This window comes from Paenalicyclobacillus ferrooxydans (genome assembly GCF_001399675.1).
Taxonomy (GTDB): Bacteria; Bacillota; Bacilli; order Alicyclobacillales; family Alicyclobacillaceae; genus Alicyclobacillus_B; species Alicyclobacillus_B ferrooxydans.
In genome coordinates, this window is the sequence record NZ_LJCO01000070.1 from 1 (window position 1) to 24,368 (window position 24,368).

The following is a 24,368-nucleotide window of genomic DNA, read 5'->3' on the forward strand; positions in this document are numbered from 1 at the left end:
GGATCGTAAAAGCCTATAGCAAAAAATGGATGATGCTACCTGCTTATTCACCAGTTGTCTTGTTTCAGCGTTCATGCCGAAAATGATAAAAACTAAATATTCAGACCGCGTTAATGCAACGCTAGTGCTTCCATATACTAGAATACACCAAAATCAAACGCGATACCTGAAAGTTTGCCTTTCAGTTGTTTCTGCGTTTCTTCGGCATGTCGTCCGTCCGACGCTTTCGTCGATTCATGGTGCTCTTCGATTCATGGTGCTCTTCGATTCAAGGTTTCCTTTTGTTGGCCTCTTTACTTCTGTTGGCCACTATATCGAAAATAATTATACTTGATGTTAAATATAAAATTAAGACCCCGAGGTGGGGTCCTAACGGTGTCGAACTTGGCGAATGCAAACTTGACGGTGCCAACAGACGGTGCCAACAGACGGTGCCAACAGACGGTGCCAACAGACGGTTCCAACAGATGGAAAACTAGGCTTTGCGCGGCAGTTTACACTTTTACAACGACGCGGCCCCGCATCTGCCCCTGCAACACCAGCGGGAATGCATCGGGTATCCCTTCCAGTCCGATCTCACGGTTGGTCATAGCTTCAAAAAGCTCTGCCTTTGGTTTCCACTCTGTGGCGAGTTTGGCCCAGACTTCACGGCGCACGTCCATTGGGCAAAAGACAGAATCAATCCCAAGCAGGTTGACGCCGCGCAGGATGAACGGGAATACGCTGGTGTGAACGTCAGTTCCGCCGGTCAAGCCGCTGACAGCCACTGCGCCGCCGTAACGGGTCGTGCGCAGGAGATAGGAAAGAGTGGATCCCCCCACCGGATCGACCGCACCAGCCCAGAGCTCTTTTTCGAGAGGTTTGGGACTCTCTGCAGATGTTTCCGATCTCGATTTCATCTCCTTCACCCCAAGCTGCCTCAGGTACTCGGCCTCGCTCATCTTGCCCGTGCTCGCGACGACTTCGTATCCCTGATGGGCTAGAAGAGCGACCGCAACGCTCCCGACGCCACCGGTTGCACCGGTCACGAGGACTGGGCCTTTGTCCGGTGTAACACCGACGGATTGGAGTCGATAGACGGACAGTGCGGCTGTAAACCCGGCGGTACCGAAGACCATGGCCTCCTTGGCGGAAAGTCCGCTCGGCAATGGGACAACCCAATCAGCAGGCACGCGGGCGTACTCACTGAAGCCGCCGAAATGGCTGACGCCGAGGTTGTAGCCGGTGACGAGAACTGGATCGCCATCGTGAAAACGTGCATCAGTGGAGTGGGCGACGGTGCCGGCCAAGTCGATACCGGGGATGAACGGATACGACCGCACGATTTTGCCATTCGGCGTGCAAGCCAGGCCATCCTTGTAGTTGATGCTGGAGTACTCGACGTGAATCAGAACTTCTCCCTCCGGGAGTGCGTCAAGGGTCATTTCTTCGACTTGGACGGAAAAAGAGGTGTCATCCTTACGAACAACGAGGGAATGGAAGGTATCTGGGTATGACATGCGATGACCTCCTTAGGCGAATTGATATAGATAAAGTTTACAAAAAAACGATGCCCATGTCTTCAACGGTAGACATGGGCATCGTCGATAAGAGCTAACTTTCAAATTGCAAACATATGTTGACGAAGATCATTGTGGGAGTTTCGTGAACGACCCCTAATTGATTTTGAATGCTGACACATACCCATTCAGTTCTTCAGCCAGGCTGGCCAGAGACTGTGAGGATGAGGCTGTTTCTTCACTGCTGGCAGCAGATTCTTGGGCTGCCGCAGCAATCGTCTCGACGGATAACAGGACTTCAGACGCTTGAGCAGACTGTTGCTCACTTGCAGCCGCAATTTCATTGACCCTGTCTGACGACTGGGCAACCATACTTGCAATCTCGGAGAACGCTTCTCCGCTCTTCGCAGTAGATTCAACACCGTTGTCGACGGCTTCCACACTTGCCTTCATGTTCTCTTGCATGGTTTTGATGATGTTCGTAATCTGTTTCGTCGCTTCACCGCTTCGTTCGGCCAGCTTTCTAACCTCATCCGCGACAACTGCGAATCCGCGGCCTTGATCGCCTGCACGCGCAGCTTCAATCGCAGCATTGAGTGCCAAGAGATTGGTTTGTTCAGCGATATCGTCAATCACCTCAACGATCTCCCCGACTCGGTTCGAGTCCTCACTCAGCTTAGCCATCTGCTGACTGACCTTACTCATTCCGTTCACTGAATTCGTAACTATAGACTGTCCCCGCTGTGCCACGTCGACTGTTCTCGCCGACAAGTCGGCAGCTTGTTCCGCATTCTGTGCGACAGAATGAATGGCTGTAGAGAGATCCTTGAACAACTGATTCACTGTCTCTGCCGACTCGGCTTGAGTGGTGCTTCCAGACGCAATCTGTTCCGTTGCCGCCGATATCTCTTCCGATGCCGCAGCAAGTTGACCCGCACTTTGCCCGACTCTGCTGATTAGACTCCGAAGATTCGCGACCATTTCGTTTAGGTTCTCTGACAAGTGCCCGATCTCATCCTTGCGCTTAAGCTGCAGTCCTTCTCTCGTCAAGTCTCCAGTTGCAACGGCCTGTACCTCATCGGATATCAGCGGGATAACGGCTATCATCTTACGGATAAACATCATCATTCCCAAACCAAAAATAATGAGTGCAATGCCAACAACCCATGCAATCGTTCTGTCAATACTTGCCGAAGCCTGCACATTTCCCGAGTCTTTGGCTATCAGCTGTTGCGAAACACTCACGAGTTTTTCCAGGTCAGTTTGAAGATTATTAGAGGCTTGTGAATTCCCCACATACATAATATAAGCGGCTTGTTTGGGATTACTGTTGTAATCCTGTTGGATTTGCGAGAAATATCCTTCGTAACTCTGAGTGGCTGACTCCGCTTGTGATAGGAGTTGCTTTTGAGATGGCGTCGCAGCTAGCGATGTTAAATTAGACAGCGCGTCATTCAGCTGTTGTTTTCCTTGCATAATCTGCTGCAAGGTCTGCTGTGTGAGCGAAGGGTTCCCGAAATTTTTAAGCCCCAGCCACATATTCGACTGGTCGTCCATCATTAAAAATCCAGTGTAGGCACTGACTGCAGCGGCATTAAATTGAACGTCATGTACCTTGATTCCTGTGAGGTGCTGGTCCAATCTGCTGGACAGGATCACGGTTGTAGCCGACGCTCCTGCTCCAAGGAGTACAAAAACACTGAGTAATACGGTCACTCTTCCCACAAAACTGTTCCAAAAATGCATCTTTTTCTTTGTCAACTGCTTATACCCCGTCTCCGTGAAGTCAATGCCAATGAACCCCAGGTACCCGTGCCGGAACACAAAAAGGCACCCACTGAATACGGATGCCATTGATGATGAATATAGCAACCCGGCGATCATAGGTCAAACCCGTAGACCCGTAGCTTTGCGACCCAAAGTTTCCTTTGGTGTGCCCGTACTCCATTATGTATTTGTTAAGGTTCTGTGACAGTATTCTACTCTATTCGACACATTACTTGTCAAGACAGTTTTCGAACGGGAGGGAGTTGACCTCATTTTCAGATAGCGTATAACCCGCTGTCATAGTTTAGAAGTCCCGCTTCCTTAACCCACTCAAAATACTCATCCGTCTGTATACTAATGTCATTTAGGCTTACCCAAGCATCCACACATACGGGATCGAACAGTACAAATCGATTCTCGATTAAATACCTCATCGCTTGTTGATGAGACCAAGCACTCCGATAAGCCCTAGTGGATGTGAGCGCATCGTACACATCTGCCACTGCCGTTAAACGTGCAATCAGCGGAATCTCACTGCCAGACAAGCGTGCTGGATACCCATTTCCATCCCAACGCTCATGGTGAAAGCGGATGATATCTAATTCATCTTGAGAAAAGCCTAGTTTACGGCACATCTCATACCCCGTCACCGGATGCTGTTGAATAATCCGCAGCTCATCATCGGACAACTTTCCCTGTTTGTTCAGAATCGCATCCGGCACACCAATTTTGCCTACGTCATGCACTAACCCTGCGCGAAACACCGTCTGTAACACATGCGCTTCTAACCGCATGTGCGATGCCAACTTGCGTGCATAAAAAGCTACTCTTAGGCTGTGCCCAGATGTATAGGCATCGCGAGATTCGGTCGCTAATACTAAGCTCAGAATACTTGCTGGAATTCCAAAATCTAATCCCGACTTCGTATAGCGCACCTTTCTTTTGTCTTCGTACATCCGTTTGTCACCAATAACCAAAAGTTCGCTGAGAAGTTCTCCATCCTCGGGTGCGACAGCTTCTCCGACACTAATATTGATTGCTTCATGGTTCTCCGTGAAATGCTCAAACTGCTTCACGGATTCGTAGCGGATCGCTCTGTCTAAATCTGCATCGTTGGCGCCGGATGAAGCTAAGTAAACGAGAAACTCGTCCCCACCGACGCGAAAGATCCTTGCGTTCTCCGGCACGCAGTTTCGAAGCGCATGAGCCAGCTCACGTAAGACCTGATCGCCAACCACATGGCCGTAGCGGTCGTTAATGTCCTTGAAGTTGTTGATGTCGATGACGTACAGCCGGGCTCCGAGTTGCTCCTTCTCATGTCCCTTGACAAGCGCCTCCCATGCTGCTCTGTTTTCCAAAGAGGTTAGCCCATCAGTCCACACCGAGTTCTGGAGTGTCTTAATGGTGCTGAAGTTCGATACTGCGACAAATATACCAGCTTGGATGAGTGCCACAGCAGCAACACCGACGAGCATGTATCTTGGTTCAAACATGGAGGCCATAACAATTAACAGGTATGCGTTGAAATAACCCCAGTGTAATTCGCGTATGGTGAGTTTAACCTGAAACCATAGAGCCCGATGTTCCCGATGTGCCACAATCACGGCCGAGATGAGCCGATTGACCATCAGATGCACGACTAGTGCGAGCACTACCGCAAAAATATGCCCAAATGTGTTCTCCTCAAAGACCCTGTTGAGATAAGTATAGACAATCGCTCCTGTGTACAATCCGAGGCCAACATGCGCAATGGTTTCGAAATACTTCCACCATTTAGCCCGCGCTCTAGCGGTGATCAAGACAAGCCCTGGGATAGGTACGACAACGACCAACTCAGGACGTAACAGAAAAATACTTAACATCATTAACGGAACCCCAGGTCTCCATGCGGCACGACTAGGCATCTTGATAGACCAGGGTGTCAGAACCAAGCCAATCAAACCAAGCTCCAGCAGTACTAAAAGCTGATCAATTCCAGTACCTTTGCCCAATATCACGATGGCACGCAAAGCAAGCCCATTCCCGAGGATAGAAATCACCAACAGCGACCAAAACAGCGTTCCCTTTTTCAACGCCCCGGTTGAAGTAGATGGATGGCGTGGACGAATCAGGTTATGGTTTTTCAAGTGGATTCCTCATCGAGAAAATATTGTTGTTTTGAACCAATTCTCCAACATAGCTGTCGGGCTTGAATGACTGCAACTTACCCGATAATTAGTTGCAACACCGCATCTTGCGCTTCTTGCGCTTCTACAGGTTCAATCCACACGAATGGATTCAGTTCCAGGAGAAGATCTCCCACTTTTTCCGACTGCGTCGTAACATAACGTTGTGATAGCATCAGACTTCTTTTTACTTCTATTCGTTTGAGTCTCATCTAAATTGGTCCCCTTCCCCAGTAACACCCTTCAACTGACACCATGCGACAGCAAGCGACACGAAGTGTCTATCGGGTCTTGAAATTGTCTTACTGGGTGCCAAATAACATGGCGACCGTGATCTTGGGGCACCTTGTTCCGCTGTGTTTTAGAGCGGTAAGATTGGCAACCCGGCGATCGTAGACAAACGTCCTTAGACCCGTGGCTTTGCGTCCCACCGTTTCCGATGGTTTGCTATGAGCAATCTAATGCAGTTAAGGTTCTTAAGAGCAACTTACAATCAACGTGAAATATGTAAATGCAGATATATCCATATTTGATAGTAATACAAAGTTCAGCTGTTACGCAAGATACCCCATTTCAGAACAAGACTGTTCGTATTCAGAAAAGACGACAGTAGAAACGGCTCCTCTTTGATGTGCACACTTGCCGCACCACGAAAACGATAGGAGAACTGGCTTGAAACGATAACGGTTTGGCAGACTCACAAATAGACGTCACAAATAGACGTCTCGAACCGACCATCAGTTGAGATAAATAAAAAGCGTTCCCTGCGTGGGAACGCTTGCGATGTTCCATATGGTGTTCCATATGGTGTTCCATATGGTGTTCCATATGGCGTTACATATGGTGTTACACATGGTGTTCCATATGGTGTTCCATATGGCGTTACATATGGTGTTACACATGGTGTTCCATATGATGTGCCTGATGTGCCATATGATGAGGCGCCTTGTTACTCTGTGACGACATTCGCCCTGGTAACTTGACCACTGCCCCGTTCATGCCACCCACCATCGAATGCCCCTACGGCTTCAAGACCACCTTAATACACCCATGCGATCTCGAATCGAACAACTCATACCCATACGCCGCCTGATCAATCGGGAGTACGTGGGTGATGACGTCACCGGGATCGACCTTACCTTCTGCAATCAATTGATACATGGTCGGCATGTAGTGAATGACGGGGGCCTGGCCGGATCGGATGTTGATGTTCCGGTTCATGATGTGCCCGAGCGGGAACCCGTTGTAGCGCGATCCGTACACGCCGGTAATTTGAATGGTGCCTCCTCTTCGTACTGCTTCCACGGCGATCTCGATAGCCCCCAGCGTCCCCCCCTGCAACTTCATGGCCGTCTGCAGCACCTCGACAGGACTCATCCTGCCGTCCATTCCGACGCAGTCGATGACGACGTCTGCCCCGCCTTTGGTCAGCTCGTTGATATAGGTTCCGGTGTCCTCCTGCTGTTCGAAGTTGATGGTCTCGACGTGGTTGGTCCGTCGCGCATGCTCGAGGCGGTAATCGAGGTAGTCCACGGCGATGACGCGCTTGGCACCCCTGAGCCAGGCAAACTTCTGCGTGAGGAGCCCAATGGGCCCGCAGCCAAGGACCACGACGGTGTCACCTTCCCGAATTCCGGCATTGTCAGCGGACCAATAAGCCGTCGTCATCGCATCTGCGATGAGGGCCAGCTTCTCGTCTTCCACCTCACAGTCGTCAGGGATGCGCCAGGATGTGAAGTTGGCGAACGGTACGCGGAGGTACTCGGCTTGCCCACCTGCATATCCGCCGGTCGTGTGGGAGTAGCCGAAGAATCCGCCCATGTCTTCATATGGGTTGGCTCGCTCACACTGGCTCTCGAGGTTGTGTGTGCAATAAAAACACTCGCCGCAGGCTACATTGAAGGGGATGACAACGCGATCGCCCTTCTTCAGCTTTGTCACCTCGGGCCCAACCTCCTCAACGATGCCCATCGGCTCATGCCCGATGACATAGCCCTTTGGCAGGTTGGGGATGAGACCGTGGATGAGGTGGAGATCGGATCCGCAGATGGCTGAAGTAGTCACCTTGATGATCATGTCGTCGGGCTTTTCAATCTTGGGCTCCGGTACATTGCTGACTTCGACGTGCTTCATGCCTTGATATGTAACGGCCTTCATGGCGATCTCGCTCCTTACTGTGATGCGTTCCACGTGCAGGTTGTGCAGACTGGCTGTGACCATGGCACCTTGGGGCGCCGAGTGGTATGGGGAGCCGGGCGCTCTGGGGAGCCGGGTGTTCTGGGACGTCAGGTGCTCTGGGGAGCCGGGTGTTCTGGGACGTCAGGTGCTCTGGGGAGCCGGGTGCTCTGGGACGTCAGGTGCTCTGAGACGTCGGGCTATTTGCTGCCAAGAGCTCAGTTCGGTGTGTCAAAGGTTTCGAGTACCTTTGTGCGGTCCTTAAACAGGGGCATTCTCGCGATGTTCCCTGTCATTTCAGCGGCTGTGAGGTCCACCCGTGATTGCTCGATGGGGTCATAGGGGTGTAGCCAAGCGCGATCGACCATCAACTGATATACCTTTTCATGCATGTTCAACCCGGCAAACAGCTGCTTTTTGAGCCACTCTCGAACTTCCGGCGTGGACGCCTCAGTGAGGGCGAACGCCATATCCTTGACGCCGGACTTCACACTGAGCAAAAACTCCATTGCAGCGGATTGATTGGCAAAGCCAATCATGTTGGTAAAGTCGGCGATGTCGAGCGGATCGCCTAAATTGGGATTCGCGAATGCGCTTGGGTCGGTATGCGTGTGAGTCTGGGAGGCGGCGGCGGGCATGCCGGTATGCGTGCGAGTCTGGGAGGCGGCAGCGCCGTGCATGCGATTGTGCGTGTGAGTTTGCGCTTCAACGTCGGCGGGCCTATCCGTGTGCGTTTTATTCTGCATTCGGGTCACCTCACTTCGTGCGGTTCTGGTTGTGATTCGTACAGGGCGCCGGCGCTGGCGGCGAGGTTGGCTTCGTCGGAGACGTTAGCATTGTTCGGCAGGTTGGCCCGGGATCGGCGGAAGAAATCCTCCAGCTCGGTCATCGCCTGCAGGGATTGCTGTAGTTCCTGTTGAATCAACGCTTTGAGGTCGCGATCGGTAACCATACCATCGAGGGCCTTGGCCTTCGCCGTAGCGGTGGTCTTAAAGTTGAGGATCTCGTGGAGGTCCATCCACTCGTGTGGTGTTAGTACGAACGGTTCTTCTGGCACATAGATCACCTCGGTCATTCGATGTATGCGTGAGCTGTGTTTGGTTGAGGCGTACCGCTGTTTTGGTTCGCTGGAGCGATGGCTGGCGATGAGCCCCGGCCTGTGTGTAGCTCGCGCGGGCAGTTCGGACTGTGTGGCGGGTGGCCCTTCGTTTACATTTACAGCATCTGCTTGTGTTTACAGTGTCCAATCTTGGGTGGAAATAGACGGCGGCATAGTTGAGGTGGGCTCAGGTGAGGTCTGACCTGGCTAGCAGGCTAGCTCGCGATGGTACTCGTGGTGTTACCCGTGATGGTACTCGTGATGTTACGGGCGATGTTACCCGTGATGGTAGAGGAAAAAACGTTCGCTATACGGGTTGATTTCGTCTTCGCTACCGAAATAAGGGAATAATTTTCCCCTCTCAGCCCAGATCGCATCGAAAAGAGACTCCGCTCAGCCCATAAGGGAAATAGTTGGTCTTATTCAGTTGACGCTACCCCAACTTCACCCAATAAGGGAACTTCTGTACGTTAGCATTACATACCCACACGGGTATTATGTTCACTTTAGGGAAGTTGTTGCCGTTGTTTTATGCATAACGCCCAGTGACAGACTTCATTGCGCATGGCAGACGCTCCGGTAACCTGGATTGTCTCTGCATCATGAATTCAAGAATGTTATTACGACGACACTGCGCGGGGCGAGGCAGCTTTAGCCTACTTGGGGGATAGAGGGAACTGTATGGATGATGAGAGCCGAAGTGAGCAAGTCCAGAACGAGCAGGCCCAGGATAAGCAAACCCAGAACCAACGGGTTCACAATAAGAACTTACACAGCGATGAACTCCGCGACAACTCCGTCCAACCTTACGTAGACAGGGTTGCCGAAACGTTGAGTCGGTACGCAAACGCTGAATTGGCGGGGCCCACTGCAAAATACATGAAAGACCAGTTCAGCTTCCTCGGCATGCGAGCACCACAACTGCAGGCAGCTACCAAGGAAATCAATCATATCCTTGGTGTGCCGGACAAGTCGCTACTGCACCCAGTCATTGAAGCATTATGGGAGATGCCAGAGCGAGAGTATCAGTATCTCGGAACCTCTCTGCTTGGCAACAGTGCGAAGATGTTTGATGAAGCAGACATTGAACTGCTGGAGTTCTCCATTACCCATAAACCATGGTGGGACACCATCGACGTGATTGCTAAGTATCCAGTTGGCGACTACTTTATAAAGTTCCCACACCTGATGGAGAATCGGCTCAACCAGTGGTTGGATTCCGGGAATATGTGGCTGCAGAGAACGGCGATTCTCTGCCAGTTGGGATGGAAAGGTAAAACGTGCGAGGATGTTCTGTATAAGGTGATCGAATACTGTATCGACCCAGCACAGTGCACCAACGCGGACGAGTTCTTTGTTCGCAAGGCAATCGGATGGGCACTTCGGGAATACTCGAAGACGAATCCGCAGAGTGTCGAAGCATTTGCGGAGGCTCATCCAGAGATGTCGGGACTGAGCAAGCGCGAAGCCATGAAGGTCATCTTGAAGCAGCGGAATCAATAAGTTCAGTACCTTTATTCAGTCCCTTTATAATGAAGGGCTGAGCAGTGCTCAGCCCACCGAATTAATTTTCCCCTGCATCGCACGCCAGTCGTCAAGAATGAACATTCAGTGCTAAAGAATCGCGCTCCACCGACGGCCCCCTCTGCAGCAAGGCCCCCTCTGCGGCAAGGCCCACCGCAAGCTACTTAAACATCCGCGTGGCCGCGACAGCCTTTTGCCAGCCCTCGTAGAGCCGATTGCGATCCTCGTCTGCCATCCCACTTTCGAAGCTATGGTTGATGGACCAGTTCTCGGCGATCTCGTCCCGCGTCTCCCAAAACCCGACCGCGAGGCCTGCCAGGTACGCCGCACCGAGGGCCGTCGTCTCCAGGCACTTCGGCCGCTCGACTGGGACACCGAGGATGTCACTCTGGAACTGCATCAGAAAGTCGTTCGCCGTTGCCCCACCGTCGACGCGCAGTGTGCGAAGCCCCAGGCCCGCGTCCGCCTCCATCGCAGCCAGCACATCTTTCGTTTGATACGCCAAGGACTCGAGCGTTGCACGCACGAAGTGTTCCTTTTGCGTGCCGCGGGTAAGGCCGAAGATGGCACCGCGCGCATCGCTGTCCCAATACGGTGTGCCAAGCCCAACGAACGCCGGCACCATGTAGACCCCGTCCGTTGAGGCTACCTTGACCGCATACGATTCCGAGTCGGATGCCTTTTGCAGCATTCGCAGTCCGTCACGGAGCCATTGGATGGCCGATCCCGCTACAAAGATACTCCCCTCGAGCGCATAGTCCACCTTGCCGTCGACACCCCAGGCGATAGTGGTAAGCAGTCCATGGTTCGATCTGACCGGCTTATCCCCCGTATTCATCAGCATGAAGCAGCCCGTGCCGTAGGTGTTCTTGGCCATACCAGGCTCAAAGCAGGCCTGACCGAACAAAGCCGCTTGTTGGTCGCCTGCGATGCCGGAAATCGGGATCGACTGACTGAAGAAAAGTTCCGGCTTCGTGTGCCCGTAGACCTCGGAAGACGCACGCACCTCTGGCAGGATGCTCGCTGGGACGCCCAGCATTTCCAAAAGGTCATCATCCCACTTGAGATCGAAGATATTGTACATCAGCGTGCGCGACGCGTTCGTGTAGTCGGTGACATGGGCCGCGCCGCCGGTGAGCTTCCAAATGAGCCAGGTATCGATGGTGCCAAACAGGAGATCTCCCGTCTCGGCCTTCTCGCGTGCCCCGTCCACATTGTCGAGGATCCACTTCACTTTGGTGCCGGAGAAATAGGCATCAATCAGGAGACCCGTCTTACTGCGGACCATGTCGTCATAGCCCTGCTCTCTCAATTCATCGCAAATCGGCGCAGTCTGGCGAGACTGCCAGACGATGGCGTTATAGACCGGATCGCCGGTCGTCTTGTCCCATATGACTGTCGTCTCACGTTGATTGGTGATCCCGATAGCCGCAATGTCCTGCGCCGCCACGCGGTGTGTGGCAAGCATCTCGGCGATCACGCTCTGGACAGAGCCCCAGATCTCCATCGGATCGTGCTCGACCCATCCGGCCTGCGGGAAAATCTGCGTGAACTCGCGCTGCGCGACGGCGGCAATGTTCCCCGCCCGGTCGAACAGGATGGCGCGGGAACTCGTCGTCCCCTGATCGATGGCCAACACGTACTGTTTCTCCATCTGCACACGGCTCCTTTGTTCTCTATGAGAATGATTATAACGAAAAAGAACCCCGCGTCCGGCATTCGCTAATGCCAACACTGGGGTTCTCCGATTCTCACCCAAAGATTAACTTTTTGACGATCGCGTTGACGCTGGCGACGACGTGGAGGCTTACGGCTCTTACTCTTACGCCTGTGGCGGCTACTTTACGCGTACAGCTGAACAGGCTACAACACCAACGTCCGACACCTAAATCCGGACCTTGGCAGGCCAGCACTTAGCCCACTCTCTGGATAAGCTGCAGGACTTCGTCGTAGTCGGCATGGGTCGCGGCCAAGCTGCCGTTGGTCAGGGTATCGCGCTGGTTAAAGGCGAACGGCTTCCCGGTTTTGTCGGTCGCCCTGCCGCCGGCTGCGTGGATGATGGCTACGCCCCCCGCGAGGTCCCACTCATTTTTCGGAACCAGGCTGAACGTGGTATGCGCCCTGCCCGCTGCTACAAGGGCGAGCTTATAGGCGATTGAACCGACGGCCTCAACCTCAAGCAATCCCTCAAACGGTTGGAACTCACCGCGTTTAATTTCGGATCGGCTGCCGAGAGCCACAAGACGCGGTACCTCGCTAGAGCTCTCCCTCAGCCCCATTTTGTATTCCGCTGTGATGGGCGATCCGTTCAGCCACGCCCCCTCCCCGACCAATGCGTAGAAACACTCATCTTTGGCTGGGTTATATACCACGCCAAGGATGACCTCGCCGTCTTTCGCAAGCGCGACCGAGACGGCATAGTGCGGAATACGTTCAACGAACTCGCGGGTACCGTCAATCGGATCGACAATCCAGACATACTGTTTCGTCAGGCGGTCTTCCGTGTCGCGTGTTTCCTCCGAGAGCCATCCTGCCTCTGGAAGCAACTCGAGCAGGTGGGATTGAAGGTAGGTGTTGGCGGCGTGGTCGGCTGTGGTGACCGGATCGTCACCTGTTTTGAAGCTGGTCTCAAACCCGGATTGCGCGATGTCTTCAACGATCCGACCTGCTTGTTTTGTAATCTCGGCTACGGTGTCAAGAAAGGTCTGATCAATCTGCAAAATGTGTCACATCCTAGTGTAGGGTTTTGTCTACGTTTGGCAGTATGTATGGCTGCGTGTCTGGAACAATTCCGACGATGTGCCCCGCAGGAAGACACCCCACAGGAAGTTCGCCAGTATGCCTGGAACAACCCCAGCCGCGGGCCTGGCAGCGCGTCCGCCGGTATGCCCGGAACAACCCCAACCGCGGGCCTGGCAGCGCGTCTAGAAGAGCGTGGTGAGCACAAGTCTGGATCCAGCCTTAATTATCGATGCACTATGTTGAGCCTACCACAGTCTATCACGACAAGGGGCACTCGTGGAATCAACCCTTGCTCGCTGTAGAGGAACTCAGTTCCGCTAAAACCAAGCCGACCTATGCCCGACCCACTTTAGAGGAACTCAGTTCCGCTAAATCCTGCGGTCTCGCTCACCTCGCCTCCACAGAGGAACTCAGTTCCGCTAAATCCTGTGGTCACGCTCATCTCGCTACCACAGAGGAACTCAGTTCCGCTAAATCCTGCGGTTACCCACACCTCGCCTCCACAGAGGAACTCAGTTCCGCTAAATCCTGCGGTTCCGCACACCTCGCCTCCACAGAGGAACTCAGTTCCGCTATAGCAAAGCCAATCTCGTGCTCGGCCATCCCAACGTCGCCTTGCTCCAGTAGGAAGCAACCCGCCAGGGGGCGGGTTGCGCGTGGCAAATGGAATGGTTTGATTTAAATCTACCTATGGAACTGCCGGTCAGCCTTCAACTTACGCATTACCCACATCGCTTGCGCATATGAGCGGTACGCACAAATCGGAGCGATACCAACTCTCCCATATCCGAGCGGCGCCAACTCTCCCATATCCGAGCGGGAGTGGCTCTCACTCATACCTCGGGCATCTAATCTCACTCATACCTCGGGCATCGACTCTCATGCCTGCCAGCGGGCAGCCTCCAGCTCTTACACATACCTCGCGGTCAGCATTTTGCGCCGTGTGTAGAACTCGACGCCGTCGCGGCCGTTCGCGTGGAGATCGCCGTAGAACGACTTCTTCCACCCGGAGAACGGGAAGAACGCCATCGGGGCCGGGACACCGACGTTGACGCCGAGCATGCCCGCGTCCATCTCCTGGCGGAACTTGCGCACGGCTGCTGCACTGTCCGTGAACAGGCAGGCGCCATTTGCGAAGTCCGACTTGTTCGATGTCGCGATGGCCTCGTCAAGGCTTTCTACGCGAACGACCGACAGCACAGGTGCGAAGATCTCATCCTGCCAGATCTTCATGCCAGCCTGAACGTGATCGAAAATGGTCGGCCCTACAAAGTAACCGTTGCCGGCGGCTTGCAAGTCATCCTTGCGGCCGTCGCGGACCAACTTTGCACCTTCCGCCTCGCCCTTCTCAATGTACCCGACCGTGCGTGCCAAGTGCGTGTCGCGGATGACAGGCCCGAGGAAGACGCCCTCGTCGAGGCCATTCCCCATCCGGATCTCGTCCGACGCCTTCACCAACCGCGCCACGAGCTCGTCCGCTACGTCGCCAACTGCGACGACCACGGAGCAGGCCATGCAGCGTTCCCCAGCCGATCCGAAGGCGGCGCCGATGATCTCCTTGACGGCGAGATCGAGATTGGCATCCGGCATGACAATTGTGTGGTTCTTCGCCCCCGCCAGGGCCTGGACGCGCTTGCCGTTTGCGGCGGCGGTGCGGTAGACGTGTTCGGCAACCGGTTGCGATCCGACGAACGACACCGCCACGACATCCGGATGCTCGAGGATGCCATTGACCGCCTCATGGGCCCCGTGCACGATATTCAGCACCCCGTCCGGTAGGCCGGCTTCGGCGAACAGTTCGGCTAAGCGGATCGCGCTCAGAGGTGTCCGCTCAGACGGCTTCATCACGAAGGTGTTGCCGCACGCGATGGCGAGCGGGTACATCCAGGCCGGCACCATCATCGGGAAGTTGAACGGCGTGATACCGCCGACGACGCCGACCGGATAGCGATACACGCCGGACTCCATGTCGGTCGCGATGTCGGGGAGCTGCGTGCCCATCATCAGAGTCGGGGCCCCCGCGGCGAACTCGACACACTCGATGCCGCGCTGCACTTCACCATAGGCCTCTTTGTAGCTCTTGCCGTTCTCGAGGGTGATGAGCTCCGCGAGCTCCTCCCAGTGTTCGACGAGCAGTTGCTGGTATTTGAACAAGATGCGCGCGCGTTTTGGCACGGGCGTCTGACTCCACATCGGGAATGCCGCTTTCGCTGCGGCGACGGCTGCGTTGAGATCGTCGAGATTCGAGAGCGGCGCGTAGGCGATGACCTCGCCCGTCGCCGGGTTCGGGACTTCGACGGACTTGTCGGAGGTCGCATCGATCCACTTCCCGCCGACCAGGTTCTTTACGGTTTTGACTCCAGTTGGTGCTGCCATGTGGGCATTCCTCCTCTCAGATGTTGCCGATCCGGTGATGCGGGCAGCCCACGGTGACCCGGCTGCCCCCTCCGCGTATGCGGGGCACCGCGTTATCCGATATTCTGCACGGCCTTAACGACGGTGTCTGCGATGAACTCAAGCTCATCGTCGGTTACGACGAGCGGCGGGCAGAGCGTCAGGACGTTGTTAAATCCGCGGACACTCTCACCGTTCTTACTAATAATAAGCCCATTCCGCTTGCACTCGCCAATGACTTGGCCGAGCATCTCAGCGGGCGCAGGTATTCTGGACTCTTTGTCTGTCACGAGTTCGATCCCGGCGAGGAACCCAAAGTGCCTGATGTTCCCAACGTTCGGGTGGTCTTTCAGCACGGCGAGGCGCTCTTGCAGACGCTTCCCCAGCTCTGCAGACCGGGCGACCAGGTTCCGTTCTTCCATAATGGTGAGGGTCTCAAGTCCGACGGCACATGCGACCGGGTTGCCACCGAACGTGGTGACATGGCGGAAGTGTCCGTATTCGCTGTCGTCGCGGAAGACGTCAAACAGGTCGGCGCGGACGGCCGTCGCAGACAGCGGCAGGTAACCGCTGGTCAGGCCCTTCGCCATCGTCACGATGTCCGGCTGTACGCCAAAGTTGTGGTGGCCGAAGTTTTGACCGGATCGGCCAAAACCATTAATGACCTCGTCCACAATCAGCAGTACGCCGTACTTGTCGCAGATTTCGCGGACGCGCTTGAGGTACCCTTCGGGCGGGGTCAGGATGCCGCCGCCGGAGATGACAGGCTCGAGGATGACGGCCGCGACCGTCTCCGGGATCTCCCAGTTGATGATCTGCTCATAATACTCCGCACACTCCATACCGCACTGGCCTTCCTTCTGGCCAAACGGGCAGTGGTAGCAATCCGGGGGTGGCACGTGCAGGAACCCAGGGGCAAGCGGCTCATACTTCACCTTGCGCATGAACTGGCCGGTCGCGGCGAGCGCGCCTGAGGTGCTGCCGTGGTAGCCGCGATAGCGGGCGATGACTTTGTAGCGGCTGGGTTCGCCGTTTTGCTGGTGGTACTGGCGGGCAATCTTAAGGGCGACTTCGTTCGCTTCCGATCCGCTGTTCGAATAGAAGATCCGATAGTCGGAGGGGTGCTTGAATGCCTGCTCATGCTCATGCTCATGTTCGTGTTCGTGTTCGTGTTCGTGCTTTCTCGCACGCTGGCCCTCTTGCGCGGGCGCGGGCTCGCGCTCATGGGGCCCCTTGAGCCAGGAGTTGAGCTTTTCGGCTAAGCGGATCGCCGGCTTATGAGTCTGACTGAGCGGGTAATATGGCATCTCCGTCATCTGGGCGTAGGCTGCGTCGGCCAACCGTTTTTCAGAGTAGCCAAGGTTGACACACCAGAGCCCAGACATGGCATCGAGGTAGCGGTTGCCCGCTTCATCGGTCAGCCACGGTCCGTCGCCCTTGCTGATGACCATTGGATTCTGACTCGCTTTGTAGGGGACGAGTCCGTGCCACACATACTGCCGATCCTTCTCGACCCACTCCTCCGCTGATGAGTTGGCGGACAAGTCTGAGGCTGTGGCTAGGTGGGAGGCTGTGGCTGAGTTTGAGGTTGTGGACTGGTCCTGAGCTAGGGCTGCTGCATTGGCGCGTTCGGCGCTCTCTGGATTGGCCCCCTGAAGTAGATTGTCTTGAGCCAGGTGTGTGGCCTCGTCGCGAATTTGGTCGTGGGCTTGGTCTTGAGCCGTGACAGTGGCCTGATTCACAGAAGGTTTGTTGAATTCGATCGACATGATCGGCATCCCTCTCTATCGGTTCTGAACATTAAGATACTGAAGTCAGCGTACAGGATAAAGCCGCATAGTGTCTATCCTTATTACGTGGGTTTTCGCTTAGCACCGGTAATAACGTGGGATTCGCAGTACATCGAGAGTTATGGGGTGTTGACCTAGCTCCGAGGTTATGCTGTATTCACTACCGCGCTAGGTGGTTATAGGGCGTCTCATTTAGTATTTGGTAGTCATATCCCGCCATTTTAGCGCCCGAAATTTCCCTTAATCGCCTAAATCCGTGGTCGGCGCCTAGATTAACGCTCAAAACTTCCCCTATGCCCTTATTTCTTCCCTTATTTTTCTTTGAATTGGTGAACAAGGGAACTTTGTTCCCTTGTTTCCGACTTCAATTTTAAAACTGTCGAACAGCGAACTATTTTTCCCTTAACGAGGCTTGGGATGAGGCTTGGGATGAGGCTTGGGATGAGGCTTGGGATGAGGATGGAATGAGCCTAGGATGAGGCTGCAATCAGGCTACGGGGCAATGGGCAGGTAACGCTGGGTGACCCTCGCCTGACCCTCGCCTGAACCCCGGCTGTCGAACGGCCATCGGCCAGCTGCAGCCGCATCCCCTCTCAACCGGCCCTACATACTGTGCGCAGCTCAACGTTTTAAATCTCGAGCGGCAGGCAGGCCTCCAGCGCCTTCTGCAGCACGGACCGCACGAATGACAGCTTGCGCGAGCACCTCAGCAGAGAGCGCGCCAACGACATCCACCATCGCATCAACATGGCCGGTAGCCACTGCGAATACGGTGTCGCCGTCGTGCATCGTGTGGACAGGGTAAATCGTGCGGGCAAGTCCATCATGTGCCATTTGTGCAACCTTTTTCGCTTGTGTCTTGTTCAGCCTGGCATTGCTGGCAACCACAGCGATGGTCGTATTGGTCCCAGGGAAGAGGTCTTCGGTTCGGACGGCCCCATCACTGATTCCGGGCGGTTCGCTACTGGAGGTTAACAAACGCTCACGTGGGGCGGTGCTAGATCCAGAGGGCGGACTCCCTGCGCCAGGCCACGGACTGGCAAAACGGCTGAGCAACTCCGCAGGGGATATGATAGCCCCCTGTTCATCGCGGGCGCCGGCGATCCATGCTCCTGAATCGGGATCGCGCACGTTTCCAACCGCGTTCACCGCCACAATGGCACCGACCACCAAGCCGTTTGGAAGCTTCACCGAGGCTGATCCGATTCCGCTCTTCATCGCAGATCTCATCCCGGCGAGCTTACCAACGGTGGCCCCACAGCCGGCGCCGACATTGCCTTCAGCAACCGACTCGGCAGAGCCTGCGGAAGCACGGGCTGCTGCCTCATAACCCATGGCAGCGTTGGGGCGTGCAGTGGGATCGCCCAGGGAGAGATCAAACAAGACAGCGGCAGGAACAATGGGGACAACCCCCACTCCAACGTCGAGGCCAATGCCTCGCTCCTCGAGGTAGCGCATCACGCCGGTTGCTGCGTCAAGACCGTACGCGCTGCCGCCGGAAAGGCAGATGGCGTGCACTTCACTGACAAGGTTGATGGGAGATAAGAGGTCTGTTTCTCGGGTACCTGGTGCCGATCCACGTACGTCGACACCTGCCACGGCACCTCCGTCCATCAGGAGAACCGTGCAGCCGGTAAGCCCCATCTTATCGTGCGCGTGGCCTACTCGAATTCCCGGCACATCCACAATCGAGCCATTTGGGTTTTGCGAGGAGCTTGTCATGGGCGGTCCTCCCTGATGTGTCACTAGGTCAATGCAGAGATACAAACCAGATTCGAGTGGTACCATTTCAAGTGGTATGATGTATGGGAATGACGATAAAGGAGTGTAGACAAAGATGTCCGTATTCGACGCAACCGAGTGCCCAAAGTGCGGCCAGACCGCTTTTCACCGTTTCCCGATGGCAGTTGCCATGCCGGGCGTCATTAAACCGAAACACGGTGAGTTGAAGTTTGAATACAACCAATCCTTCATCGTGCGCCCATATTACTGCGAAAGTTGCCAGTATGTAGAGTTTAAGCACGAACATCAGCACGACATCGAGGTTTGAGGCCAGGATCGACGAATGCCTGACACGATAGAAGTCGAGGCTGACAGCTGAGGGGAGCGACCTTCGCGAAATCAGGTCGGTCCCCTTTCACGCAGACGGTGGGCCATGAGAGGACGTGCGTGCAATGGGCGCGTCCCTTTTGAATCGGTTTGGTGCTTAGCGGTTCATCCGCTTGAATCCTTCGTCGATCTCGTCCCTCGACGCCCTGCGCCCCCGCTCGGACGTTCCGTAGCCGATCTCGTCGTCTCCCCGCTCGAGTCCCGCCATGACCGCCGATACAAACTCTTCCGCAGTCGTCCCGGTGCTCGTCATGCCGCGCTTAATTCGCCCTTCCTGGTTCAGCTCGGAATCCACTGCTGGCGGAATCACCTCAATGACGCGGATCCCAGCCTTCGCAAGCTGATGTCGCATGGTCATGGAAATCGAATGGAGTGCGGCCTTTGTTGCACAGTAGATGGGGAACAGAGACATCGGCATAAAGGCAAGGCCGGAAGAAACATTGATAATGGATGAGTCTGGCACAGCCTTAAAGTGCTCTGCAAAGAGCGTCGCCAAGTGGATGGGCGCCTCGACGTTGATGACAATCTCCTGACGCGTAACCTCCCAAGGTTCCGCCGGATTGAGGAAGTCGAAGTCCCTTTGGATCCCCGCGTTGTTGATCAGCACGTTGAGTTTCGGAAAGTTTGTCGTCGCCCACTTGTACAAGTCCTCTCGTTCCGCTTGGCTGGCCACATCGCAGACACGGATATGTAATCCTGCGATCCGTTCTTGTGCCTCCTTCAACCGCGCCTCACGCCGACCGCAGATGATGACTTCGTTCCCTTTTGCAGCGAGCTGCTCGGCGAGTTCCAAGCCAATACCCGTTGCGCCTCCCGTGATTAAAATCGTGTTTCCAGACATGTTCAATGCCGTGTTCCCCTTTCAACTTGTGAAAATCGTATGTACTCCGTTCATCGAACGTTAGTCCTAACTGCGTTCATGATACCACTTCACGAGCATTCGACCGAAGGTCCGCCTCACTACGGGTCTCGTTAACCGAAGGCCCTCGCTTCACCAAGGGCTCCTTGAACCGAAGGTCCGGTTTACCCACACAGTTTTATATAAGCGCATTCATTTAAAGCACACTTATATAAAGCGCATTGATTTAAAGCGCAGATCGAAATAGAAGGAGGTTGCCTAAGGCAACCTCCAACCTTCTTAACAACGAATATACCATGGTGATATGGTCACAGTGTTCCACAAACACCCTATAACCTCTGAATGCTGCAGGCGAGGCGTACCCGGAAGACTGGCGCACCAGTGAGAGTGTCAGTTGCCGTCCCATATAGACTTCAGCTACTGCCCAGTACCATTGGTGGTCGAGTTCCCGCTTCCCGCACTGCCGGTCGTATTCGAGGTTCCACTACCCCCAGTGCCGCCTCCACTGCCACCACCACTGCCCGTGCCGCTGCCGCCCGAACCAGTGCCGCCGCCAGACCCACCACTGCCGGTACCACCTGAGCCCGATCCTCCTACGAGGTTTCCGATCATGTTGCCAATTGTATTACCAATCTGTCCTGGTCCGCCGCCACCATTTCCGGTGCTATTGGTGGTTGCGCCCGTGTTGCCCGGTCCGCCATTCGGACCACCACCACCGGTATTACCACCGCCATTCACAGAGAGCGTAATGCTGGCAGGCTGACCAATCGCTTGACCGGTATTCGGGTCAATGGCCTGCACTGTGTAGGTGTATGTGCTCCCCACGCTGACCGTTGTGTCCACAAAGCTCAGGTTCGGGGTCTGCCCCAGTTGGACGGCGCCCGGACCACCGGCCGCAATGTTGATAAAGCGGGCGCCTGTAGCGGTGCCGGTGTTGCCGGTGTTGCCATCATAGGTGCTGCCATAGCCGTTGCCGCCGAGCACCAAGCCGGTGTTACGCCCCTGACCAGGACCGCCTTGCCCCTGACCTTGGCCTTGGTTCCCGGCACCTGTGCCACCCGCGCCTTGTCCTTGGCCTTGACCCTGGTTGCCCGCACCTGGCCCACCTGGACCGCCCGCACCACCCTCGCCTTGTCCTTGGCCTTGGTTACCTACACCTGGACCGCCCGCACCCTGACCCGGGCCAGCAGCGACATCCTGCCGGGTAATCACAAACTGCGCCTGCCCAGCCACATCAGACTGCCAGGAGAGTTGCACGCCACCCTGGGACTGGTTCCATGACGCTTGCAGGTTTGTTACCGCTGCAGAGTCATTGGTGTTCAGTTGCGGCGCGGGGCCTTGGAACGTCTGCGGTGTCTGACCTTGCTCCGCCAAGCGGACGATGTCGCCGAAAATCTGAGAGCACTGATACGAAGGCGCCCCTGTCATGTGGTAAGCCGGGGAACTTCCGTCGTAGTTCCACCCCATGTAAATCGATCCGACCATGTTTGGCGTATATCCATCAAACCAAGCGATGCGGATCCAGCCCGGGTGACTGCCAGTCAGACCCTCGTCGTACTGGACCGTCCCGGTCTTCCCTGCGACACCCCAACCTGGCAATTGTGCCCCGGTGCCGGTGCCGTAGCCCACGACGTCCTGCATCATGCTCGTCAGCGTAGCAGCAGTCTGGGCGGACATCACGCGTTTTGCTGCAGGGCTGAAGTTGTAGATCTCCTGCCCCTGCGCATTGACGATCCGGCTGACGAGGTGCTCCTGTTGCTGAATGCCTTGATTGTCGAACGCCTCGTAGGCCTGAGCCATCTGTACCGCGTTGACGCCGTTTTGCATGCCGCCAATGGCGATACCAAGGTGCGTGGCGTCCTTCGCCGTAAACTGGATGCCGTTTTGTTCCGCAAACTTTATGGCGTTGTTGATGCCAACCTTTTGCATCAACGAGACCGCTGCCACGTTTTCCGAATAGGCCAGTGCGTACCTGGCTGTCACTGCGGTCGGTTGGTTTGGTGCATCGTTTTGCGGGATGTACCCGCCGCCAAAGTCGTGCGGCTGATTGTCCAGAATGGAGTTTGGCGTAATCAACCCTTCCTCCACGGCTGCACCGTATTCAAGGACAGGTTTGATGGACGATCCCGGTTGTGCATTCTCATACGCCCGATCAAGCCCGTGTGCTGCCGATGGGTCCCTTGCGCCTGCTGCGCCAAGGATGCCGCCTGTCGACGGATCGACAAAGACTGCGGCTGCAGGAACTGGTTCACCATTTACGGGTGCGGCAAAATGGTTGCCGTATTCCATCACCTGTTCAATCGCTGACTGAACCTGCGGGTCAATCGTCGTGTAAACCTTCAGACCGCCTTGAGCCAAGGTTTGATAGTTGATCCCATTTTTATCCGCATAATCCATTAAAAACTGCGCAAACAGCGGATGTGACGACCAGATGTCGCCAGGCAGCCGATGCGGTGATACGCCAAGCGGGAGCTTCTCCGTGGCCTTCGCCTTGGCTTCCGTGATGTAGCCGTACTTCGCCATGTTCTCAAGCACCTGATTGCGGCGGATAAGAGCCGCCTTCGGGTGTTGCAGCGGATCGTACGCGCTCGGTGCCTGCGGCAATCCTGCGAGCAGCGCGGCCTGTGCAAGGGTCAGGCTGTTCGGGTTTTTAGCGAGATCGACACCAAAGTATTTGATGGCAGCCTGATGGACCCCTGTCGTGCCCTCGCCGAGATACACTCGGTTCAGGTACATCGTCAGAATCTGCTGCTTACTGAAGTAACGATTAATCTGAACCCCAAGCAAAATCTGGTCGAACTTGCGGCTGAATGTCTTCTGATCGGTCAGATACACAATCTTCGCAAGCTGCTCCTGAATCGTACTGCCGCCTTGGGCCAGCTGGCGGGACCATAGATCGACGAAGGCAGCACGGAAAATACCTTTGATGTCAAGGCTCGATCCCTTCCAGTAGTTATGGTCCTCCGTCGCCACAAGCGCATTCTGCAGGTCTTGCGGGATATTGCTATACTGCAAATCGGATCCGCCTGGTGCCGCGATGGTCGCGTACTGGTGGCCGTTTTTGTCATAGATGACGGTCGGGCTGGTTGACGGCGTCAGCTTCGCAGCATCAAACGGTGTCAGCTCGACGAGCGCAAAAAACACGCCTGTGAAAACAATGACTGCAGCGACAAACAACAGTAGAATGCGTAGGGCATATCTCATAGGTGTCCTCGCTTTCCTTGCGTTTGTGGATTTCGACCGCGTGGTTCTCTTGGCCGATCTCGATGAGCCCTGCCTCGCAGACTGACTAGACGTGGTATTGCCGGTTATTCCCCCGGATTTCGCTGACTTTCCGCTGCGTCCGGATGACTTGGTGCCCCGAGGCCCATCGGATCGCCCCGGTCTCTTGGATGTCATTTTATGATCACCTGGTGGTATGACGTTGTCCTTATGATGTTCTACGGTCAAGACGTAACATTAGCGGACTTTGTGTCGTCTGACAACTTTAGGTTCATAGTCAAACAGACTCCGTTATCATAGCCAACCAGACTGTCTATAGGATACGAACGAGTGATACAGATTGAGGGGGGATCGCGGACAAAAGCCGCGAACGAAGGTGTTTTAAGCGGGATAAACGTACCAGAGGTCCGTTTCTGGTACCTAATTCGAGCTTTTTCGACTGCAGTTTCAGGGGCGAATACACATTTTGTGTATTCATACATATTACGGGTTTTAAAATGGCTCTATCGACCAATCATTGCGGCTGTATGCACAGAAAGCCAGGTGATGCACGATGCAAGCGTTGCTGCAAACCACGATAAATACTGCCCACCACAATAAGTACCGCAAACACCACAAACACTATCACACAAACTTCTACAAACCATCATAAGTACTGCAGGCATCGCAAGCATGGCTACACTTTTGGCTCATACACTTTGTAAACTTGGAAACTGGGGTCCCACTGATACTTGCTTCCGACTGCATCCATGAGGATGGGGCGTATATTCGCCAACGACGTCATCAGGTCTTCTTCGGTCTCCCAGAAGGATACGGATTTATATTCCCCGTTGTCATAGTCGGCGAGATATGTAATACCTCGAAACCCCTTCTGTTCCTTCAAGAGGATTGAAAACAGGTCTGCAATACGTTCTGCTTCCCACTGTGTGTCAGGGCCGAGAACAACCTTGGTAACGCGTGCGTACACTGAACCTCACCTCGTTTGAGATCATTGGTATAGTCACTATGATTCACGGTGCGGTT

The 24,368-nt window shown here is 54.9% G+C and carries 19 protein-coding genes and 2 riboswitches; of the genes, 4 read left to right on the forward strand and 15 right to left on the reverse strand.

What is annotated here, in order from left to right; all coding sequences use genetic code 11:
- Positions 1-494 precede the first annotated feature (494 nt).
- The 7 genes from AN477_RS16070 to AN477_RS16095 all read right to left on the reverse strand — a co-directional run bounded on the left by AN477_RS16070 (position 495) and on the right by AN477_RS16095 (position 8,681).
- Complete coding sequence (locus AN477_RS16070; protein WP_054970192.1) at positions 495-1,499, reverse strand: NADPH:quinone oxidoreductase family protein; 1,005 nt, start codon at positions 1,497-1,499, stop codon at positions 495-497.
- 156 nt (positions 1,500-1,655) lie between these two features.
- Positions 1,656-3,323 (reverse strand): methyl-accepting chemotaxis protein, encoded by a 1,668-nt coding sequence (locus AN477_RS16075; protein WP_245631858.1) that lies wholly within the window; start codon positions 3,321-3,323, stop codon positions 1,656-1,658.
- A 40-nt stretch (positions 3,324-3,363) separates the two neighbouring features.
- A riboswitch (cyclic di-GMP riboswitch) is annotated at positions 3,364-3,447 on the reverse strand.
- A gap of 94 nt (positions 3,448-3,541) precedes the next feature.
- Positions 3,542-5,392, reverse strand: a complete 1,851-nt coding sequence (locus AN477_RS16080) for a bifunctional diguanylate cyclase/phosphohydrolase (RefSeq protein ID WP_054970194.1) — start codon at positions 5,390-5,392, stop codon at positions 3,542-3,544.
- Positions 5,393-5,469: 77 nt separating this feature from the next.
- Entirely contained in the window at positions 5,470-5,643 is a 174-nt protein-coding gene (locus AN477_RS24620) for a hypothetical protein (protein WP_157062008.1), read from the reverse strand.
- A gap of 162 nt (positions 5,644-5,805) precedes the next feature.
- A riboswitch (cyclic di-GMP riboswitch) is annotated at positions 5,806-5,890 on the reverse strand.
- A gap of 561 nt (positions 5,891-6,451) precedes the next feature.
- A complete protein-coding gene (locus tag AN477_RS16085; RefSeq protein WP_054970195.1) occupies positions 6,452-7,588 on the reverse strand; it encodes a zinc-dependent alcohol dehydrogenase in 1,137 nt (378 codons plus the stop codon).
- 236 nt (positions 7,589-7,824) lie between these two features.
- The gene (locus tag AN477_RS25515) at positions 7,825-8,352 is read right to left on the reverse strand and encodes a spore coat protein (protein WP_245631859.1); all 528 of its coding nucleotides are present in this window, start codon (positions 8,350-8,352) and stop codon (positions 7,825-7,827) included.
- A 5-nt stretch (positions 8,353-8,357) separates the two neighbouring features.
- Entirely contained in the window at positions 8,358-8,681 is a 324-nt protein-coding gene (locus AN477_RS16095) for a hypothetical protein (RefSeq protein WP_211266024.1), read from the reverse strand.
- 705 nt (positions 8,682-9,386) lie between these two features.
- Between AN477_RS16095 and AN477_RS16100 the strand changes: the two genes are divergently transcribed.
- A complete protein-coding gene (locus tag AN477_RS16100; RefSeq protein ID WP_054970196.1) occupies positions 9,387-10,208 on the forward strand; it encodes a DNA alkylation repair protein in 822 nt (273 codons plus the stop codon).
- 181 nt (positions 10,209-10,389) lie between these two features.
- Here AN477_RS16100 and glpK read toward each other — a convergent pair whose 3' ends face one another.
- Both glpK and AN477_RS16110 read right to left on the reverse strand, forming a co-directional pair.
- Positions 10,390-11,883, reverse strand: coding sequence for a glycerol kinase GlpK (glpK, locus tag AN477_RS16105; protein WP_054970197.1), 1,494 nt, complete (start codon positions 11,881-11,883; stop codon positions 10,390-10,392).
- A gap of 259 nt (positions 11,884-12,142) precedes the next feature.
- Positions 12,143-12,949 carry a 3'(2'),5'-bisphosphate nucleotidase CysQ gene (locus AN477_RS16110; protein ID WP_245631860.1) on the reverse strand — a complete coding sequence of 269 codons (807 nt, stop codon included), beginning with the start codon at positions 12,947-12,949 and terminating at the stop codon, positions 12,143-12,145.
- Between the two features lie 311 nt (positions 12,950-13,260).
- On the opposite strand from AN477_RS16110, the gene AN477_RS24625 reads away from it, so the two are divergent.
- Positions 13,261-13,653: a hypothetical protein gene (locus AN477_RS24625; RefSeq protein WP_157062009.1), complete on the forward strand. Its 393-nt coding sequence runs from the start codon at positions 13,261-13,263 to the stop codon at positions 13,651-13,653.
- A 227-nt stretch (positions 13,654-13,880) separates the two neighbouring features.
- On the opposite strand, the gene AN477_RS16115 is transcribed toward AN477_RS24625, so the two are convergent.
- From AN477_RS16115 to AN477_RS16125, 3 genes are all read right to left on the reverse strand, one after another.
- Entirely contained in the window at positions 13,881-15,347 is a 1,467-nt protein-coding gene (locus AN477_RS16115) for a CoA-acylating methylmalonate-semialdehyde dehydrogenase (protein WP_054970198.1), read from the reverse strand.
- Positions 15,348-15,439: 92 nt separating this feature from the next.
- Entirely contained in the window at positions 15,440-17,134 is a 1,695-nt protein-coding gene (locus tag AN477_RS16120) for an aspartate aminotransferase family protein (RefSeq protein ID WP_169787912.1), read from the reverse strand.
- A 642-nt stretch (positions 17,135-17,776) separates the two neighbouring features.
- Positions 17,777-18,877 carry a P1 family peptidase gene (locus AN477_RS16125; protein ID WP_054970199.1) on the reverse strand — a complete coding sequence of 367 codons (1,101 nt, stop codon included), beginning with the start codon at positions 18,875-18,877 and terminating at the stop codon, positions 17,777-17,779.
- Between the two features lie 115 nt (positions 18,878-18,992).
- Here AN477_RS16125 and AN477_RS16130 point away from each other — a divergent pair, with 115 nt between their 5' ends.
- Entirely contained in the window at positions 18,993-19,205 is a 213-nt protein-coding gene (locus AN477_RS16130; protein WP_054970200.1) for a hypothetical protein, read from the forward strand.
- 156 nt (positions 19,206-19,361) lie between these two features.
- On the opposite strand, the gene AN477_RS16135 is transcribed toward AN477_RS16130, so the two are convergent.
- Both AN477_RS16135 and AN477_RS16140 read right to left on the reverse strand, forming a co-directional pair.
- Positions 19,362-20,111 (reverse strand): SDR family oxidoreductase, encoded by a 750-nt coding sequence (locus AN477_RS16135; RefSeq protein WP_054970201.1) that lies wholly within the window; start codon positions 20,109-20,111, stop codon positions 19,362-19,364.
- 429 nt (positions 20,112-20,540) lie between these two features.
- A complete protein-coding gene (locus AN477_RS16140; protein WP_054970202.1) occupies positions 20,541-23,327 on the reverse strand; it encodes a transglycosylase domain-containing protein in 2,787 nt (928 codons plus the stop codon).
- Positions 23,328-23,675: 348 nt separating this feature from the next.
- Between AN477_RS16140 and AN477_RS24630 the strand changes: the two genes are divergently transcribed.
- A complete protein-coding gene (locus tag AN477_RS24630) occupies positions 23,676-23,945 on the forward strand; it encodes a hypothetical protein (protein ID WP_157062011.1) in 270 nt (89 codons plus the stop codon).
- A 76-nt stretch (positions 23,946-24,021) separates the two neighbouring features.
- Here the strand turns inward: AN477_RS24630 and AN477_RS16145 are convergent, their stop codons facing one another.
- The gene (locus AN477_RS16145; protein ID WP_054970203.1) at positions 24,022-24,312 is read right to left on the reverse strand and encodes an antibiotic biosynthesis monooxygenase family protein; all 291 of its coding nucleotides are present in this window, start codon (positions 24,310-24,312) and stop codon (positions 24,022-24,024) included.
- Positions 24,313-24,368: the final 56 nt, after the last annotated feature.

What these genes read in the sequence shown, in the direction of transcription:
- AN477_RS16120 (WP_169787912.1), bottom strand. Translation starts at nt 17,134, where the DNA reads ATGTCGATCGAATTCAACAAACCTTCTGTGAATCAGGCCACTGTCACG.
- AN477_RS16095 (WP_211266024.1), bottom strand. Translation starts at nt 8,681, where the DNA reads ATGACCGAGGTGATCTATGTGCCAGAAGAACCGTTCGTACTAACACCA.
- AN477_RS25515 (WP_245631859.1), bottom strand. Translation starts at nt 8,352, where the DNA reads ATGCAGAATAAAACGCACACGGATAGGCCCGCCGACGTTGAAGCGCAA.
- AN477_RS16115 (WP_054970198.1), bottom strand. Translation starts at nt 15,347, where the DNA reads ATGGCAGCACCAACTGGAGTCAAAACCGTAAAGAACCTGGTCGGCGGG.
- AN477_RS16070 (WP_054970192.1), bottom strand. Translation starts at nt 1,499, where the DNA reads ATGTCATACCCAGATACCTTCCATTCCCTCGTTGTTCGTAAGGATGAC.
- glpK (WP_054970197.1), bottom strand. Translation starts at nt 11,883, where the DNA reads ATGGAGAAACAGTACGTGTTGGCCATCGATCAGGGGACGACGAGTTCC.
- AN477_RS24620 (WP_157062008.1), bottom strand. Translation starts at nt 5,643, where the DNA reads ATGAGACTCAAACGAATAGAAGTAAAAAGAAGTCTGATGCTATCACAA.
- AN477_RS16125 (WP_054970199.1), bottom strand. Translation starts at nt 18,877, where the DNA reads ATGACAAGCTCCTCGCAAAACCCAAATGGCTCGATTGTGGATGTGCCG.
- AN477_RS16085 (WP_054970195.1), bottom strand. Translation starts at nt 7,588, where the DNA reads ATGAAGGCCGTTACATATCAAGGCATGAAGCACGTCGAAGTCAGCAAT.
- AN477_RS16100 (WP_054970196.1), top strand. Translation starts at nt 9,387, where the DNA reads ATGGATGATGAGAGCCGAAGTGAGCAAGTCCAGAACGAGCAGGCCCAG.
- AN477_RS16140 (WP_054970202.1), bottom strand. Translation starts at nt 23,327, where the DNA reads ATGAGATATGCCCTACGCATTCTACTGTTGTTTGTCGCTGCAGTCATT.
- AN477_RS16130 (WP_054970200.1), top strand. Translation starts at nt 18,993, where the DNA reads ATGTCCGTATTCGACGCAACCGAGTGCCCAAAGTGCGGCCAGACCGCT.